The sequence below is a fragment of the Duganella sp. CF402 genome (assembly GCF_900109645.1).
Taxonomy (GTDB): domain Bacteria; phylum Pseudomonadota; class Gammaproteobacteria; order Burkholderiales; family Burkholderiaceae_D; genus Rugamonas.
In genome coordinates this window covers 1,893,881-1,909,514 of sequence record NZ_FOBG01000001.1, presented here as the reverse complement: position 1 = coordinate 1,909,514, position 15,634 = coordinate 1,893,881, and the positions used below count along the sequence as shown (strand labels likewise).

13 protein-coding genes are annotated in these 15,634 nt (G+C 65.4%); 4 read left to right on the top strand and 9 right to left on the bottom strand.

Annotated elements, in window-relative coordinates:
- Positions 1-6: 6 nt before the first annotated feature.
- Positions 7-942 carry an MBL fold metallo-hydrolase gene (locus BMZ70_RS08520; RefSeq protein ID WP_092272376.1) on the bottom strand — a complete coding sequence of 312 codons (936 nt, stop codon included), beginning with the start codon at positions 940-942 and terminating at the stop codon, positions 7-9.
- Positions 943-1,062: 120 nt separating this feature from the next.
- Here BMZ70_RS08520 and BMZ70_RS08515 point away from each other — a divergent pair, with 120 nt between their 5' ends.
- Positions 1,063-2,037, top strand: a complete 975-nt coding sequence (locus tag BMZ70_RS08515) for a LysR family transcriptional regulator (protein ID WP_229205344.1) — start codon at positions 1,063-1,065, stop codon at positions 2,035-2,037.
- A 24-nt stretch (positions 2,038-2,061) separates the two neighbouring features.
- Here BMZ70_RS08515 and BMZ70_RS08510 read toward each other — a convergent pair whose 3' ends face one another.
- The 4 genes from BMZ70_RS08510 to BMZ70_RS08495 form a co-directional block, all read right to left on the bottom strand.
- Positions 2,062-3,009, bottom strand: coding sequence for a tetratricopeptide repeat protein (locus tag BMZ70_RS08510; protein WP_092272370.1), 948 nt, complete (start codon positions 3,007-3,009; stop codon positions 2,062-2,064).
- A 42-nt stretch (positions 3,010-3,051) separates the two neighbouring features.
- Complete coding sequence (locus tag BMZ70_RS08505) at positions 3,052-4,311, bottom strand: D-amino acid dehydrogenase (RefSeq protein WP_092277672.1); 1,260 nt, start codon at positions 4,309-4,311, stop codon at positions 3,052-3,054.
- Between the two features lie 48 nt (positions 4,312-4,359).
- Positions 4,360-6,213, bottom strand: a complete 1,854-nt coding sequence (locus BMZ70_RS08500; protein WP_092272367.1) for a DUF885 domain-containing protein — start codon at positions 6,211-6,213, stop codon at positions 4,360-4,362.
- A 68-nt stretch (positions 6,214-6,281) separates the two neighbouring features.
- Positions 6,282-7,787 (bottom strand): FAD-dependent monooxygenase, encoded by a 1,506-nt coding sequence (locus tag BMZ70_RS08495; protein WP_092272365.1) that lies wholly within the window; start codon positions 7,785-7,787, stop codon positions 6,282-6,284.
- 108 nt (positions 7,788-7,895) lie between these two features.
- Between BMZ70_RS08495 and bla the strand changes: the two genes are divergently transcribed.
- The 3 genes from bla to BMZ70_RS08480 are packed head-to-tail and all read left to right on the top strand — an operon-like array spanning position 7,896 to position 9,387.
- Positions 7,896-8,777, top strand: coding sequence for a class A beta-lactamase (bla, locus tag BMZ70_RS08490; RefSeq protein ID WP_092272362.1), 882 nt, complete (start codon positions 7,896-7,898; stop codon positions 8,775-8,777).
- Positions 8,774-8,992 carry a DUF7661 family protein gene (locus tag BMZ70_RS08485; protein WP_092272359.1) on the top strand — a complete coding sequence of 73 codons (219 nt, stop codon included), beginning with the start codon at positions 8,774-8,776 and terminating at the stop codon, positions 8,990-8,992. The genes bla and BMZ70_RS08485 overlap by 4 nt, the downstream gene beginning before the upstream one ends.
- Positions 8,986-9,387 (top strand): GFA family protein, encoded by a 402-nt coding sequence (locus tag BMZ70_RS08480; protein WP_092272356.1) that lies wholly within the window; start codon positions 8,986-8,988, stop codon positions 9,385-9,387. Before BMZ70_RS08485 ends, BMZ70_RS08480 begins: the two co-directional genes overlap by 7 nt.
- A gap of 224 nt (positions 9,388-9,611) precedes the next feature.
- Here the strand turns inward: BMZ70_RS08480 and BMZ70_RS08475 are convergent, their stop codons facing one another.
- Genes BMZ70_RS08475 through BMZ70_RS08465 form a run of 4 tightly spaced genes read right to left on the bottom strand, consistent with a single transcriptional unit; the run spans position 9,612 to position 15,535 of the window.
- On the bottom strand, positions 9,612-10,196 hold the full coding sequence (locus tag BMZ70_RS08475; RefSeq protein WP_092272353.1) for a YdeI/OmpD-associated family protein: 585 nt from the start codon (positions 10,194-10,196) through the stop codon (positions 9,612-9,614).
- Positions 10,197-10,206: 10 nt separating this feature from the next.
- Positions 10,207-10,923: a polysaccharide deacetylase family protein gene (locus BMZ70_RS08470; protein ID WP_165403497.1), complete on the bottom strand. Its 717-nt coding sequence runs from the start codon at positions 10,921-10,923 to the stop codon at positions 10,207-10,209.
- Positions 10,920-11,510, bottom strand: a complete 591-nt coding sequence (locus BMZ70_RS28315; RefSeq protein ID WP_165403498.1) for a 4'-phosphopantetheinyl transferase family protein — start codon at positions 11,508-11,510, stop codon at positions 10,920-10,922. Before BMZ70_RS28315 ends, BMZ70_RS08470 begins: the two co-directional genes overlap by 4 nt.
- A complete protein-coding gene (locus BMZ70_RS08465) occupies positions 11,507-15,535 on the bottom strand; it encodes a Pls/PosA family non-ribosomal peptide synthetase (protein ID WP_092272347.1) in 4,029 nt (1,342 codons plus the stop codon). The genes BMZ70_RS28315 and BMZ70_RS08465 overlap by 4 nt, the downstream gene beginning before the upstream one ends.
- Positions 15,536-15,634: the final 99 nt, after the last annotated feature.

The window sequence follows — 15,634 nt, the reverse complement described above, 5'->3', positions numbered from 1 at the left end:
CGCAACTTAGCGTAACTGCGTGTAAGCCACCGGCACCCACTGGTAGCCCTTGCCGTTGCTGCGCAAGTGGCCCAGGCCAGGGAAGGACAGGTGCGACACGCCGACCAGGGCGCCGTCTTTGGCCACTGCCTGGAACACCTTGGCGCGCGCCGCTGCCGCCGCCTTGGCGTCGCTGTCAAAGCCGATGGTCACTTCCGGATGGTCGAACTGCACCGCGCCGACGTGGATCAGGTCACCCAGCAGCACCAGCTTCTTGCCCTTGCTCTCCACCGTATAGATGGTGTGACCCGGCGTGTGGCCGTAGGTCGAGGTGGCGCGCACGCCCGGCGCCAGTTCGGTGTCGCCGCTGAATGGCTTCAGGTGCTGGGTCGCCGCGTACGGCGACAGCGAGGCCACCGCACCCTGGAAGAAGCCCTTGCTGTCGGCCGGCGCTTTATCCTGGTTGGCTTGGCTCAGCCAGAAATCGGTATCGCGCTGGTCGGCGCGCACCACCGCGTTGGGGAATACCGACTGGCTGTTGGCAGCCAGGCCGCCCACGTGGTCCGGGTGCAAGTGGGTCAGGTAGATTTCGTCGACCTGCTCCGGCTGATAACCGGCGGCCTTCAGGTTGGCCGCCAGCTTGCCGAGGGTAGGGCCGAACAGGCCGCCGGCGCCGGTGTCGATCAGAATCAGCTTGCTGCCGGTGTTGACCAGGAAGCCGTTGACCGAGGTCTCGGTCGGCACGCTCTGGAAGTTGCGGGCCAGCGCCTTGGTGGTGGCGGCGGCCGGCTGGTGCAGCAGTTTGTCGACCGGCAGGTCCACGGTGCCGTCGCTGATGGCGGTGATTTCAAAGTCGCCCAGCATGATGCGATGGAAGCCGGGAGCGTTGGTGCCGGCCAGCGGCGCGGCGGCAAAGGCGGGAGCGGAGATGGCCAGTGCGGCCAGCAGCGGTGTGAATTTCATTGCGATCTTCCTTAACAATTTGTCGATAAGCAGCAGTATGCTGCTTTGCAATAAATGGCACAATACGCAAACGAGGAAAAGCGCTTTGCGGAATCTGCAAAGTTGTCTGGCGATGGAGAAATGATGATTGATGCTTTGGAATGCTTCGTTACAGTGGTGGAACTCAGCAGCTTGTCGCGCGCGGCGGTGCAATTGGAAATAGCGGTGTCCTCGGTGTCGCGCAAGATCGATGCGCTGGAACAGGAACTGGGCGCGCGCCTGCTGCTGCGCAGTTCGCGGCAGGTGATTCTGACCGATGCGGGCGAGCGTTTTTTGCCGCGCGCCCGTAATATCCTGGCCGAGCTGGCGGATGGCCGCAGCGCGGTGCAGGAGCTGGACAGCGAACCGCGCGGCCTGCTGACGGTGACCGCGCCGGCCGCCTTCGGCCGCTTGCACGTGGCGCCGGCCGTGGCCTCGTTTTTGCAGCGCCATCCAAAGATCGAGGTGGATCTGCATGTGAGCGACGACGTGGTGGACCTGTCGGCGCGCCGCGTCGATGTGGCGGTGCGCGCCGGCGTGCTGCCGGCCAGCGATCTGGTGGCGACGCGGCTGGCCGGCATGAACCGCGTGGTCAGCGCCAGCCCGGCCTATCTGGAGCGCTACGGCTGGCCAGCCACGCCGCAAGACCTGCTCAATCATGAATGCCTGACGGTGAACGGCCGCGTGCCGCCGCGCGGCTGGTGGCGCTTCGAGGGAGTGAACGGCTACCAGCCCTTGCCGGTCAAGGGCCGCTTGCGGTGCGACGATACCGATTCGCTGCTGCACGCGGCCATCAGCGGCGCGGGGATCGTGCATCTGGCGAACTGGCTGGCCAGCGACGCCATTGTCTCCGGCCAGCTGGTGCCGGTGTTTCCGATGCTGCCGGTGGAACGCGATACGCCAACCACGCGGCGCGATCCGAACGAGCCGGCGATCCATGCGGTGCATATGCCGGGCCGCTCGAATCAGGGCAAGGCGCAGCTGTTGATACGTCATTTGAAGGAGTACTTCGGCAGTCCCACGTATTGGGACCTTGCGATGGAGGCTGCCGGGGCGGGCGAGCGCCGCGCCCCGTGAGGTGAAACTAGCGCGTGGCGCGGATCAGTCCCAGTCGCCGCCACCGCCGCCGCTATCGCCGCCGCCACTGCCGCCGCCATCGTCCCAGCCGCCGCTGGTGCCGAAGTCGTTGCCGCCCATGTCGTCGCGGCGCAGCAGCTCATCGCGCGAGGATGGATCGTCGTAGACGATATCGTTGCGCGGCTGGTCGTGATTGCCCGAGTTGGAATCGTGGTTGCCGGTGAACTGGCGCGCAATCGCTTCACCGGCGACGATGCCCGCACCCACCGCCGCGCCGGTCGCCAGGCCGCCCATGATGCGCGAGCCCATGCCCGGTTGCGCAGGCTGCGGATAGCCCGGCTGACCGTAGCCCGGTTGGCCATAGCCTTGCTGCGGATAGCCGCCGCCCGGAGGATAGCCCGGCGCCGCACCCGGGTTGTAACCGGTCGGGCTGAAGCCATCGTTGGCCTGTTGCTGCTGGCGGCGCTGCATGAAGCGGGTCGCCAACCAGATAAAGCCGGCCAGGCCCAGACCGATAATCAGGATGCCGCTGAACGAAATGCCGCTGCTTGGCACTGGGTTGGCGTTGCCGCCGTTGCCGTAATTGCTGCCGCCGCCGTTATTGGCGTGGCGCGCGGGCTGCTGCGCGTAATTGGTCTTCTGGCCTTCCGCCAGCAGGGTTTTCAGCTTGGCGAGGGCTTCCGGCTTCACCTTCGGCAGGCCGGGCGAGAGCTGCTCGGCTTTCGCCAGCGAGGCTTGCGCAGCAACGAACTGGCCTTGCTTGGCCTGCAGTTCGGCTTCGACAAAATAGGCGGTGGCGCTGTTGGGGTGCGCTTTCAGCACCTGATCCATCATCGCTTGCGCTTCGGCGTACTTGCCCGCTTCGGCGGCCACATACACGTCGTGAATCGTGGGCTCGGCGGCAAATACAGGGGCCGCGAACGCAAGTGCGCCGGCCAGCATGGTGATACGTGCAATAGATTTCGCCGTCATTTGATTACCTCCTGTTGAAGACAGGCCTAAGATGAAGCCAGTTTATGCCAATTTCAAGGGGCCTGCCGTGCGCTGCGACACAGAATCGCGTGCTGCGGCGATGCTGGCGGCGACCATGTCGGCGGTGGCCGCGCACAGGGTCCAGCCCAGATGGCCGTGGCCGGTGTTGTAAAACACGCCCGGCGCCTTGCCGGGACCGACGCGCGGCATCAGGTCCGGCATCATCGGCCGCAGGCCGGCCCACGGCGTGATGTTGCGTGTGCTGACGCCGGGGAAGTTGTGTTGCACCCAGTCGGTCAGCGGCGCGATGCGGTCGGCGCGGATGTCGCGGTTAAAGCCGTGGAACTCGGCGGTGCCGGCCACGCGCAGGCGGTCTTCGCCCAGGCGGCTGCTGACCAGCTTTGCGGTATCGTCGACCAGGCTGATTTGCGGGGCTGCGGCACGGCTGGCCGCATCGTCCAACTGCACGGTGACCGAGTAGCCTTTGACCGGGTAAACGTTGACGTCGTCGCCTACTTGCGCGGCCAGTGCGCGGCTGGCGGCGCCGGCGCAGATCACCACTGCGTCGTAATCGGTGGTGTCGGCGCTGTCGCCTTGCAGCACGGTGACGCCGACGCCGTCATCGCTCACGCCCAGCTGCACCACCTGCTGGTTGAAGCGCAGCTGCGCGCCCAGTCGCTGCGCGGCCTGCGCCAGGGCGGTGGTGAATTTGTGGATGTCGCCGCTGCTGTCGCTTTCGGTGTAGTGGCCGGCGTAGTACTGGCCTTGCAGCGCCGGTTCAATCGCGCGCATCTCTTCCGGCGTGACGGCGCGGCGCGGCACGCCGCCGCGTTCCAGCAGCTTGCTGACCGCCACCGCATGCTCGAACTCTGCGCGGTCGCGGTGCAGGTGCAGGATGCCTTGCCGCTTCAGGTCAAATGCGATGCCCTCATCGGCGGCCCACTGGAACAGGTGCTCGCGCGCGGCGACGGCCATGCGGGCGAGGGCGATGGTGTTGTCGTGATAGTGCGGCATGGCGCCGATGAATTCGGCGAACCAGGACAGCTTGTGCCAGGTCGGGTGCAGGTGCACCAGCAGCGGCGCGTCGCTGCGCAGCATCCACTGCAGGGCCTTGGCGATGGTGGCGCGGTGGTTCCACACTTCCGCATGGGAGGCCGACAGCTGGCCGCCGTTGGCATACGAGGTCTCCATCGCCACGTAGCGGTGGCGTTCCAGCAGGGTGACGGCGAAGCCGCGCTTGGCGAGGGCGTAGGCGGTGGTCACTCCGGTGACGCCGCCGCCGATGATGGCGATGGTTTTCATGATTTGCATAGCAATGTTACAAGAAAACCATCGGCGCCGGAACAGATTTTATGCTTTCTGTTGTTTCGCGCGCTGCGATGCAATATAGCGGTCGATGACACTCGGCAGTACGGTCAGCGGCACGCCGGTGCTGGTCACCAGCGCGTCGTTGAAGCCGGCCAGGTCGAACTTCGCGCCCAGCGCCGCCTTGGCGCGTTCGCGCTGGCGCAGGATTTCGTTGTGGCCCATCTTGTAGCCGCAGGCCTGGCCCGGCGACACGGTGTAGCGGTCGATTTCGCTGGTCATGGCTTGCTGGCCACGGCCTGTGTTCTCGACCAGGAAGCGGATCGCCTGCTCGCGCGTCCATTTCATGGCGTGCATGCCGGTGTCCACCACCAGACGGCAGGCGCGGAATTGCTGCGCTTGCAGATAGCCGATCTGGCTGAACGGATCGTTGGCGTACAGGCCGAATTCATCGCACAGCTGTTCCGCATACAGCGCCCAGCCTTCGATGAAGGCGTTGAAGCCGATCAGCGAGGAGATCAGCGGCAGCTGCTCGTGATGCTCGGCCAGATAGGCGCCTTGCCAGGCGTGGCCCGGCAGGCCTTCGTGCGCGGTCAAGGTGGCGATTTCCGATTTCGGCCACAGCGTGGTCGATTTCAGGTTGATGTAGTAGATCGCCGGGCGCGAGCCGTCGAGCGAGGCGAAGTTCATATAGCCGAGCGGCGCGCCGGCTTCGATATCGAGCGGCACGCGCTTGATCTGCAGCGGCACTTTCATGTCGAGGTGCGAAATCTGCGGCATCAGCTTGCGTACCGCCAGTACGCGCTCATTGCAGTAGGCGATCAGCTGTTCGCGGCCCTGGTCATTGTCGGCGTAGAAGCGCTGCGGGTCCTTCGACAGCGCCAGCAGGCGCTGGCCCACGCTGCCTTGGGTGATGCCTTGCCTTTTCAGGATGGCGTCGATGCGCGCTTGCAGTTGCTTGTTCTGTTCCAGTCCGATGGCGTGAATCTCTTTGGCGCTGCGGGTGGTCGAGGTGCCGAGCCGCAGCGCCCACTCGTAGTAGGCCGCGCCGTCCGGCAGGCGGTGTACGCCGGCCACGCTGGTGGCCTTGGCCGAGGCCTTGGCGAAGGTGTCGATCTGGCGTTCCAGCGCCGGGTAGATCGAACCTTCCACCAGTTTCAGGGCGCGCGCCTGCCAGTCGCCGGCGATGTTTTGTTTTTGCGTGCGCTCGGCGATCGAGGTCACCAGCTTTTGCCCGGCGGCGGCGGTCTTGCGGAAGTCCTGCAGTTGGGCCAGCGCGGTACGGCAGATGAAGTCCGGCGGCATGATGCCCTTGGCGGCTTGCTCGGCGATGCGCGCGGTTTCCTGGTCCAGCATTCTGGCCATGCCGGCCAGGCGTTCGAGATAAGCCTCGGCGTCGGCGGCGTCGGCGATGCTGTGCTGCGAATCGAGGAATTCCGGGACGCGGGTCAGCGTGCCGTCCTGCTGAGTGACAGGGAAGGGCGCGGTGCCGCCATTGAAGCCGCTGGCCGCGCCGCCGAACGGGAAGCGCAGGCCGGCGAGGCCCGATTCGGCCGCGTAGGCGACGCTGTCGTAGCGGGTTTGCGCGTCCGCGCTCAGGGCCTTGCGGTCGATGGCGCGCAGGCGCGCGGCGATAGCTTTGACTTCGGCAGCCCAGGCGGCGTCGCCGGCCGGCGACAGGTCTTCCAGCTGCGCTTTCAGTCCGGCACGCGCGCCCTTGTCGAGACCAAGGCCGGTGGCGCTGGTTGGTGACAGGCGCAGGACTTCTTCCGCGATGTCGGCCAGCAGCTGGCTGAAATTGGCATCGGCGGAGCCGGCGTCGGTGCCGGCCCAGGACAGGCTCGGAACGGCGGAAGCGGAAAGTGCGGCCAGCAGGAACTCGCGGCGGGAATAAGTCATGGCATCCTTCGAGTGGAAACAGCGGGACGATGACCTTAGCTCGTCCGCCGCCGGGATGTCAATGGCATTTAGCTATCCCTGCTGAACCGTAATGCGAAGCGCGCGGCCAGCTCCTGCAGCACGTCGGCTTCCTGCCGGGGCAGGGCCAGCGCCACGTGCATGTCGGGGCGAACCAGGTAGGCGGCATCCTCCAGCAGGCCGGCGCGGGCGGCGTCCTCGCTCCACGGCCAGGCATGCAAGGGCAGGCGCAGGGCTTGGGCGGCGGCGGCCAGCACGGGATCGGTGCGGCCGTAGACATGCAACTGCCAGTCCAGCGATTGCAGGGCGCTGAAATTATCGGACGGGAGCCACGGCAGCCGGTCGCCGCCGATAACCTCGCCGGCGCGGCCGCCGCTGAGCGGGCTGTCGGGATAATGGATCAGCACTTGCGACACGGTCTTGAACAGCGTGCGGCGCGCCGCCGCAAAGCCGCTCAGTACCGGCGCTATGTGCGGCAGCAGCCAGTGGCGCAACAGCTGTCCGCCGGTGCCTTGCGAGACGATCAGCTGGAATGCGCGGTCGGTGGTGGCGACCAGCTTGCGGGCGAAGACGATGCGCTCGGCCTCGTAGGTGTCGAGCAGCGCGGCGTGGGCGCGGCCTTGCAGCACGTGGGCCAGCTTCCAGGCCAGGTTGACGGCGTCGCCGATGCCGGTATTCATGCCCTGGCCGCCGGCCGGGCTGTGGATGTGGGCGGCGTCGCCGGACAGGAAGCAGCGGCCGGCGCGGAAGTGCGCGGCCACGCGGTGGTGCACGCGGTAGGTCGAGAACCAGTTGACCTGCTCGACGCGGATGCCGAACAGCGGCTCAAGCATAGGGCGCACCGCTTCGAAGTCCGGCTCGGGCGGGGCGTCGTCCGGCAGGATGCCGATCAGACGCTGCATGCCGCGCGAGCGCACCGGCAGCATCAGCGCAAAAGTGTTGGCGGCCAGGTGGGCGACCAGATCGTGGTTGGGCGGGCCGGCGGTCTGCACGTCGGCCACGTAGTACAGGTGCTGGTAGGTGCCGCCGCTGAAATCGAGCCGCAGCGATTCGCGCACCCGGCTGCGGGCGCCGTCGCAGCCGCACAGGTACGCGCTGCTGCAGGCGTGGCGCTCGCCGTCCTTCAGCAGCACGGCGCGCACGCCCCATTCATCCTGCGTGAATGATTCGAGCTCGGTGTCCCATTCCACCTGCACGCCTTCGGCGGCGAGTTGCGCGACGAGGAAACGTTCGTGGTCGTCCTGCGGGTAGGCCAGCACGAAAGGATAGGGACTGAGGCCGGCGCCGATATCCTTGAGCGGCAGCTCGACGATATCGGCGCCATGTTCGCGCAGGTGGATGGCTTCTATCTTGATGCCTTGATTGACCACCACTTCGGCGAACCCCAGCTGGCGATAGAATTCCAGCGTGCGGGCGTGGACCGCCATCGCGCGGGAGGCCAGGCCCGGCCCGCTGTTTTTATCGATGATGCGGACAGCGACGCCCCGTCTCGCCAGCGCAATAGCGAGCACCAAACCGGTAGGACCGGCACCGACGATGAGCACTTGGGTAGCCATGAAAATAGTCTACAACCAAGCCGAAATGCGGTGCGCACAACAGTGAAGCATTTTTGCCGGGGCGCTGTTATGATGTGTTTATATTTACTTAACTGTTATACGTCGCCCATGAAGCATTTCACAACCCGTCGCGCGCTGATGCTGGCGCTGGTCTCCACTCCCTTGGCGCGTGCCGCCGACCTGCTGGACCATGCACCGGCCGCCGCGCCGCAGACGCCGGCGGCGTTGCTGGCGGGGCTGGAAAAGGAGTATGGCGGCCGGCTGGGCGTGGCGGCACTGAACACGGCGGACGGGCGGCAGGTGCTGCATCGCGCCGATGAACGCTTCCCGTTTTGCAGCACCTTCAAGATGATGCTGTCGGCGGCGATCCTGTCGCGCGAACCGGCGCTGCTGAAAAAACGCATCAAGTACCACAAGAGCGATCTGGTGTCGTACTCGCCGGTCACCAGCAAGCACGTGGCCGATGGCATGACGGTGGCCGAGTTGTGCGAAGCGACCCTGCAAATCAGCGACAACGCCGCCGCCAACCTGCTGATGAAGCAGATCGGCGGACCGGCGGCGGTGACGGCGTTTGCGCGTTCTATCGGCGATACCGAATTCCGCCAGGAGCGCTGGGAGACGGCGCTGAACACCGCGCTGCCGGGCGACGTGCGCGACACCACCACGCCGCTGGCGATGGCGAAGTCGCTGCAAAAGCTGGTGCTGGGCGAAGCGCTGCCGGCGGCGGCGCGCAAGCAGCTCAAGGACTGGATGCTGGGGAACACCACCGGCGCGACGCGCATCCGGGCGGGCGTGCCGGCCGGCTGGCCGGTGGCCGATAAAACCGGCTCGGGCGATTATGGCACCGTCAACGACATCGCCGTGATCTGGCCGCCGGGCAAAGCGCCGATCGTGCTGGCGGTGTACACCACGCAGCCGAACAAAGACGACAAGACGCGGCCCGAAATCCACGGCGAAGCGGCGAAAATCGTGATCGAGGCATTCCGATGAAAGAGCTGCGCTTCAAGATCTTTGGCCGCCACATCGCCGTCACCGGCCAGGCCGGCGCATGGCGCGCCTACTACTTCGGCGCCGAAGGCAAGCGCCGCGAGGCAGATTTTGTCATACCCGGCGACGTGGCGGAAGCAGGCCTGTGCGAATACCTGTCCGACCTGTTCCATGAAGACGCCACCCCGCGCAACAACACCGCTGTGCAGCTATGCTGAAAACCTATCACGGTAGTTGTCACTGCGGCGCAGTGACTTTTGAAGCCGACATCGATCTGAGTCAAGGCACGCTGCGCTGCAACTGCTCGATCTGCGTGAAGGCGCGCTACTGGCCGGCCATCATCAAGCCGGAGGCATTCAGGCTCAAATCGGGCGAGGGGGAACTGACGCTCTATCAGTTCCTTACCAAGACCGACCGCCATCTGTTCTGCCGTCATTGCGGCGTGCGCGCATTCGGCACCGGTCGCTCGCCGCGCTGGGGCGAATTCTACTCCGTCAACGTAACCTGTCTTGATGACGTCAGTACCGAAGAACTGGTGAACGCACCGATCACCTACCTCGACGGGAAAAACGATAACTGGGAAACCCCACCGGATGAAGTGAGGCATCTCTAGTTCGGGGTCAGCTCTGTCATTTGGACACGCCACCTGCACATTTGATATTTCTCAAGGCATGAGGTTTTGTTTCTTGAGGCAAGCTAAGCTCTTGTGGGCAGTCCTGGCTTTGTAATCTAGCTCTTTGCTGATGAGGTTGGTACGCGCAGAATTAAACGTTGCATTGATCTTGCTCAAAAAGCTTGTGCGCTTGTCCAAATGACAGAGCTGACCCTGAATTGGTTTTAGTCATCCAAGCCTTTGCCGTCGAGGATGCGCTGGGTGGATTTTTCAATGCGGGCGATGCGGGTCTTGGCTTGTTTGGCGGACGAGAAGTGCAGCAGGTAGGCGCGCTGGCGGCCCGGCGTCAATTCTTCGAAGGCGGTGCGCAGGGCGGGCTGGTCGTCCATCGCGTGCTCCAGTTCTTCGGGGAAGGAGAATTCGGCGGTCTTTTTCAGTTCGACTTTTGCGCCGGACTTTTCAAGGGCGATGGCGTCCTTGATGTAGCTCTTCAGGGCGGTCTTGTGCTTGGTGATTTCGGCCAGGCTTTTGAAGCGGATCTGGCGCGCGGCCTGCACGTTTTCGGTTTGCTGGATCAGCAGGTTCTTCGGGTCTTGCATCAGCGCGCCTTTGAAGAACAGCAGCGCGCAGTATTCTTTGAAGCCGTGCATCAGCACCACGTTGCGGCCTTCCAGCGTGTAGCAGGGCTGGCCCCATTTGAGGTCTTCGGTCAGGTCGCCGCTGGCGGCGATGATTTCGCGCAGGGCGGCGAATTCTTCCTGCCAGCTTTTGGCCCGCTCCAGGAAGGCGTCAACTTTGTCGTTGCTCATAGGTCTCCTCTCATTGCCATTCAAGGTGGACGACTTTGTAGCCTTTGTCTTTCAGGACTTGCAGCAGTGTCGGCAGGGCTTTGGCCGTCGGTCCGTTCGCGTCGTGCATCAGGATGATACCGCTGCCAGCTTTGTCGAGGCTTTCTGTTAGACGCTGGGCCAGGATGGCGGTGGTGTCTTCGGGAACCCAGTCACCGATACCGAGGTCGATCGAGGCGACGGTGATGTTGGCTTGCTTGAGCGCGTCCAGCAGGGCCGGGGTCTCTTCGAGGAAGGGGAAGCGGTAAGCGGGCGTTTCAACGCCGAAGGCGGTTTTGTAGGCGGCGCGGCTGCGCTTCAGGTCTTCCAGCTGCTGCTCGGCTGTCATCGAAGCCAGGTGCGGATGGGTGTCGCTGTGGATGCCGGCGGAGTGCCCCTCGCGCACCACGCGGCGTGCGAGTTCGGTTTGCTGCACGATGTTCTGGCCGATCATGAAGAAGGTCGCTTTCGCGCATTGGTCGGACAGGGCTTTGAGGACGGCAGGGGTGTTTTCCAGCGATGGGCCGTCGTCGAAGGTCAGGACGACTTCGCCTTTGGCCAGCGGCAGCGCGGCGTGCTGGTTGGCGCCGTAGGCTGCGCCTTCGCGTTTCAGGGTGAGGGTGCGGGAGGTATTCAGTTTATCCGGGCCGCAGTCGGCGGCGGTGGCGGTTCCTGCAAGTGCTGCCAGTATCAATGCGAGTACTTTCATGCGCTTCTGTCTCCGATATGTATGTGGCCCAGCAGGCCGGTCACCGGCAGGGCTAGCGGGATGGATCGTCCGGGAAGGTCGGCTTGCCATTCGCTGATTTGTTGGGCATGGCATTTTAACGCGGCTTCGCGTTGTGTCCATGCTTGTGTGAAGGCGCGTGGTTTGTCGGCGGCGGTTTGCAGCGCGGCGGCGATGTGCGGGCCGAGGTAGTCGCGGGCGACGGTTTGCCAGTCGGGGATGTCCTGCACCTGTATGAGGTCCGCACCGATCGGGCCTCGCAGGTTGAAGGCGGCCAATGTGTAGTTGGTGTCGTGGCTGAAGGAGCAGCCGATGATGCTGGCTCGCTCAGCCAGCAGGATGGCCGGCGGCGTGCCGGGCGAGGAGGCGATGGTGATGTCGGCGATGGGCACGCCCAGTACCGCAGCCAGCGCCTCGCGTGCGGCCAGCCGGATCGCGCGGCGGGCGGCGTCGCGCTGGGCCGCCGGCGACGGTTGCGCTGCGTCGGCGGTGCGGATCAGGATTGCGAACAGGCCGTCCTGCGGCGTCGGCGCGGGGCCGGGCCAGAGGTGGACGGCCAGCGCGGTCATTTGCGCGCCGGGGCGGCCGGGCAGCCGGCCCAGTTGCCGTTGGCCGGAATGGTCTCGCCCTTCATCACCAGCGTCAGCGCGCCGAGCCGCGCGTTGTTGCCGACGCTGGCGCTGTACAGCACCGACGCCCGCGCGCCCATGTAGACACGCTCGCCGATCATCACGTGATCGATCTTCATCACGCGGTCCTCGAACAAGTGCGTCTGCGGGCAGCTCAACGCATTCAGCTCGCTATGGTCGCCGATATGCACGCAATCGAACTCCGTGATATCGGTGGTGTCCATGTAGACACCCTTGCCGATCCGGCAGCCCAGCAGATTGAAGGCCATCGGCAGCCACGGCGTGCCGCGCAGGTAGCGCATGAAGTTCGGCACGGCGATGCCTTCGTACAGATTGGTCACGCCTTCCGACAGCCACACAAACGGCGTCCACATCGGCTCCGATTGTTTGCGATAGCGTCCGATCAGCAGCCACTTGAGCAGCACCACGAACACGTAGTTGCCGACGCCGTAGACCAAGCCGGCCAGCGCCAAGTCCCAGATCACCTCACCCCAGCGGCCCGCGCCGGCGGCCGGCATCACCGCCAGTACCAGCGTGTAGCCGACCGCGATCACCAGCGCATGCGGCGCGACGATGCGGAACGCTTCGATCAAGCCCCGCCCCAAACGGCGCAACGGCGATGGATGGAAGGTCAGCCACTCCGGATAGCCGCTGGTCTGCTCGCGCGCGGGCAGGTTGATCGGCGGAGAGCCAAGCCACGTATCTCCGCTGTTCATCTGCGCATTGTCCGGTGCGCGCGAATGCACGCCGATCAGCACATGCTCGGGCAGCACGGTACCGTCCGGGATGTAGGCGCCGTTGCCGACGAAGCTGCGGTGCGAGACCACGGTCGGTTTCATCACCATCCAGCCGCCGTCGATTTCCTCGTCGCCCAGCATGACCGCGTCGGCGATGAAGGTTTCGTCGCCAAGGGTCAGCATGTCCGGCACCACGCCCAGCGCGGTGGAGATCTCGGCATCCTTGCCGACTTTGGCGCCCAGCAGGCGATACCAGTACGGCGCGAACACGGTGGCGTAAATGCCGTGCAAGACGTTGAGGCTCGATTCCTGGATCTGGCTCACCAGCCACTTGGCGCAGTAGGTGTTGCCGTGCACCGGGAACTGGCCCGGCTTCAGGCGCGGCAAGGCGCTCCAGCGGATGCCGGCCGACACCAGCGCGGTCAGGATAATCAGCACGGTGCTGGCCGGGAAGGCCAGCAGGAAGTAGCGCAGCAGGCGGATGCGCATGTCCTCGCCCTGGATCCACGGCAGCCAGCCTGCTTCGTCGAACCAGTCGATCATGACGAAGCTTGGGAACACCGGCATGAAGAACAGCGTCACCACCAGCAGGATGCCGAAGATGAAGAACAGCGCCTCGCCGGCGCGGCGCGCGGCGCTGGCGCTTGGGCGCGGCGGCAGCTGGTTCTCGAACGCGCCCATGTCGCGCGCCGGCGAACCGGCCCATACGCGGCCGGCCGGCACTACGCCGCCGTCGCTCAATGCCGATTGGCCTTCGAGGTGGCCCAGCGCTTCAACGCGGGTGTTGCCTTCCATGATGGCGAAGGAGCTGACGCAGGCATCTTGTTCCAGCGTGATCTGGCCGAGGTAGAGTTGTCCGCGTTCGACGCGTGCGTTTTCGAAGTTGGCGGCGTTGCCGATGCTGACCCGGTCGCCGATGTGCAGCAGGTCCGGCGCACGCAGCGTCATCGAGCCGATGATGACGTCCTTGCCGATTTTCGCGCCGAGCGCGCGCAGCCACCATGTGTTGAGCGAGGAGCCGCTCAGCAGGTAGGCTGGCGCGGCTTCGACCAGCCGGTCGGCCAGCCACCAGCGGTAGTAGGTGAGGCCCCACAACGGGTAGACGCCGGCCTTCAGGCGGCCGGCGATCAACCATTTGCCAAGGATGGCGACGGCGAATTCACCGATGGTCGCCAGCAGGAACACGCCGACCGAGGCGGCGATGGCGCGCGCCACCGAGTCGCCGGGATCGCCGGTGTAGAAGTGGTAGGTGAAGAACGGCGCCAGCCACTGCGCCATGCGCAGCGTGACCAGCGGCGGCATGGCGGCCGCTTGCGCCGCGCCGCAGATCCAGCGCTTGAGCGTGGGCGGCGGCGTCCAGTCCTGTTCTTCCGCGCCGGTGGTGGGCGCGTCGGCCAGCGTCTGGGCGATTTTGCCGATCTGGCGCTGCTGGTAGATGTCGCGCACGGTGACGTGGGCGTAGCGCGGGTCGGCGCGCAGCGAGGAGGCCAGGCGGGCGGCGAAGAAGGAGTGGCCGCCAAGGTCGGTGAAGAAGTCGGCGTTGCGCAGGATGGGCTGGCCGGGAAACAGGGCGGCCAATGCGGCGAACAGCGCTTCTTCGGCCGGTGTTTCGGGCAGGTCGGAGTCTTCGGCGCTGCCGGCTGGCGCGACTTGCAGCGGCGCGGCTTTCAGTGTCTTGCGGTCGATTTTGCCGGAGGTCAGGCGCGGCATGGCGTCCAGCATTTCGTAGCGGCCGGGGACCATGTAGGGCGGCAGCTTGGCGGCGAGGGCGGCGCGCAGCGCGCGTGCATCAATCGCGGACGTCCCTTCCGGCACGATGTAGGCGACCAGTTGGTCGATGCCATCGTCCTTGCGCAGCAGGACGGCGACGGTGCCGACGCCTGGCTGTTGCGCCAGCAGCGCTTCGATTTCGCCCAGTTCGACGCGGAAGCCGCGGATTTTCACTTGGTCGTCGGCGCGGCCGAGGCAGACCACTTCGCCGTCAACGCCAATGCGCGCGAGGTCGCCGGTGCGGTATAGGCGCGCGTCGTGCGGGCCGGCAGACCACGGATTGGACAGGAACTTCTCGGCCGTCAGGTCAGGGCGGCCAAGGTAGCCGGCGGCCAGGCCGGGACCGGTGATGCACAGCTCACCGATTTCACCGCGCGCCAGCAGGCGCAGACCCTGTTCGGTATTGGCATCGATGACCAGCAGGCCGTAGTTGGGCAGCGGCGTGCCGATGGTGACCGGCTGGCCCGGTTGCAGGCGCGCGAGGCTGGCCGAGACGGTCGCCTCGGTCGGGCCGTAGGTGTTGAACATTTGCCGGCCTTCGCGCCACCAGCGCTGCACCAGCGATTCCGGGCAGGCCTCGCCGCCGAGGTTAATCAGGCGCAGGCTCGGCACCTCCTGATTAAAGAGCGCCAGCAGCGTCGGCACCGCGTGCAGCACCGTTACGCCATTCTCTGCCAGCATGCGCGGCAGCGTCTCCGGATCGCCGCTGATTTCCTTGGGGCCGATCCACAGCGTCGCGCCAACCAGGTAGGCGATCCAGATCTCTTCAAACGACATGTCGAATGCCACCGAAAAGCCCTGATACACCTTGTCCTCGCCGGTCACGCCCAGCACCGCGTTCTCGCTGCGCAGGAAATGGCAGATGCTGCGCTGGGTGATCAGGATGCCTTTCGGCTTGCCGGTCGAACCGGAAGTGTAGATGACGTAAGCCGGAACGTCCGGCGACACCGCGCCGCGCCGCGTCAGCACTTCGCCAGCCGCCGGCGGCGCAAGCAGCGCCTCCGCCGTCCATACCGCGCGCCCGCCATTGGCCGCATCGGCAACATCGGCCAAACGCGGCGCAAACGCCGAGCAAGTGAGCACGCCGGCGCCAGAAGCATCATCAAGACAAACCTGCAAGCGCTCGACCGGCGTATCCTCATCGACCGGCAGCCATGCGGCGCCGGCCTTGGCGATCCCCGCCTGCAGCACCAGCAGCTCGATCCCGCGCGGCAGCCAAAGGCCGACGATCTGGCCCGGCTGCACGCCGGCCGCGATCAAGCGCGCCGCCACCAGATCGGCCTGCGCGTTCAACTCCCCGTAACTCAGCGAGCGCTCGCCGAAAACCAGCGCGATCCGCTCCGGATGGCGCGCGGCGCTGGCCTCCAGCAAATCGGCCAGAATCTCATCGCGCAGCAGGTCCGCCTGCGATGGGCCAAATAGAACGTCTGGATTGAGCGGTATTACGGGTTGATTCATGCTGATACTTTATTCGAATTCAGCCCGTCATTGTATCCGATAGGGGGGGAATGCAAGTTCTGCTTACAGCCTTTACAATAGGACATACGAGCCGAAACT

Coding starts and splice junctions, on each gene's coding strand:
- BMZ70_RS08485 (WP_092272359.1), top strand. CDS start 8,774: ATGAAAGAGCTGCGCTTCAAGATCTTTGGCCGCCACATCGCCGTCACC.
- BMZ70_RS08505 (WP_092277672.1), bottom strand. CDS start 4,311: ATGAAAACCATCGCCATCATCGGCGGCGGCGTCACCGGAGTGACCACC.
- BMZ70_RS08500 (WP_092272367.1), bottom strand. CDS start 6,213: ATGACTTATTCCCGCCGCGAGTTCCTGCTGGCCGCACTTTCCGCTTCC.
- BMZ70_RS08475 (WP_092272353.1), bottom strand. CDS start 10,196: ATGAGCAACGACAAAGTTGACGCCTTCCTGGAGCGGGCCAAAAGCTGG.
- BMZ70_RS08480 (WP_092272356.1), top strand. CDS start 8,986: ATGCTGAAAACCTATCACGGTAGTTGTCACTGCGGCGCAGTGACTTTT.
- BMZ70_RS08465 (WP_092272347.1), bottom strand. CDS start 15,535: ATGAATCAACCCGTAATACCGCTCAATCCAGACGTTCTATTTGGCCCA.
- BMZ70_RS08470 (WP_165403497.1), bottom strand. CDS start 10,923: ATGAAAGTACTCGCATTGATACTGGCAGCACTTGCAGGAACCGCCACC.
- BMZ70_RS08515 (WP_229205344.1), top strand. CDS start 1,063: ATGATGATTGATGCTTTGGAATGCTTCGTTACAGTGGTGGAACTCAGC.
- BMZ70_RS08520 (WP_092272376.1), bottom strand. CDS start 942: ATGAAATTCACACCGCTGCTGGCCGCACTGGCCATCTCCGCTCCCGCC.
- BMZ70_RS08495 (WP_092272365.1), bottom strand. CDS start 7,787: ATGGCTACCCAAGTGCTCATCGTCGGTGCCGGTCCTACCGGTTTGGTG.
- bla (WP_092272362.1), top strand. CDS start 7,896: ATGAAGCATTTCACAACCCGTCGCGCGCTGATGCTGGCGCTGGTCTCC.
- BMZ70_RS28315 (WP_165403498.1), bottom strand. CDS start 11,510: ATGACCGCGCTGGCCGTCCACCTCTGGCCCGGCCCCGCGCCGACGCCG.
- BMZ70_RS08510 (WP_092272370.1), bottom strand. CDS start 3,009: ATGACGGCGAAATCTATTGCACGTATCACCATGCTGGCCGGCGCACTT.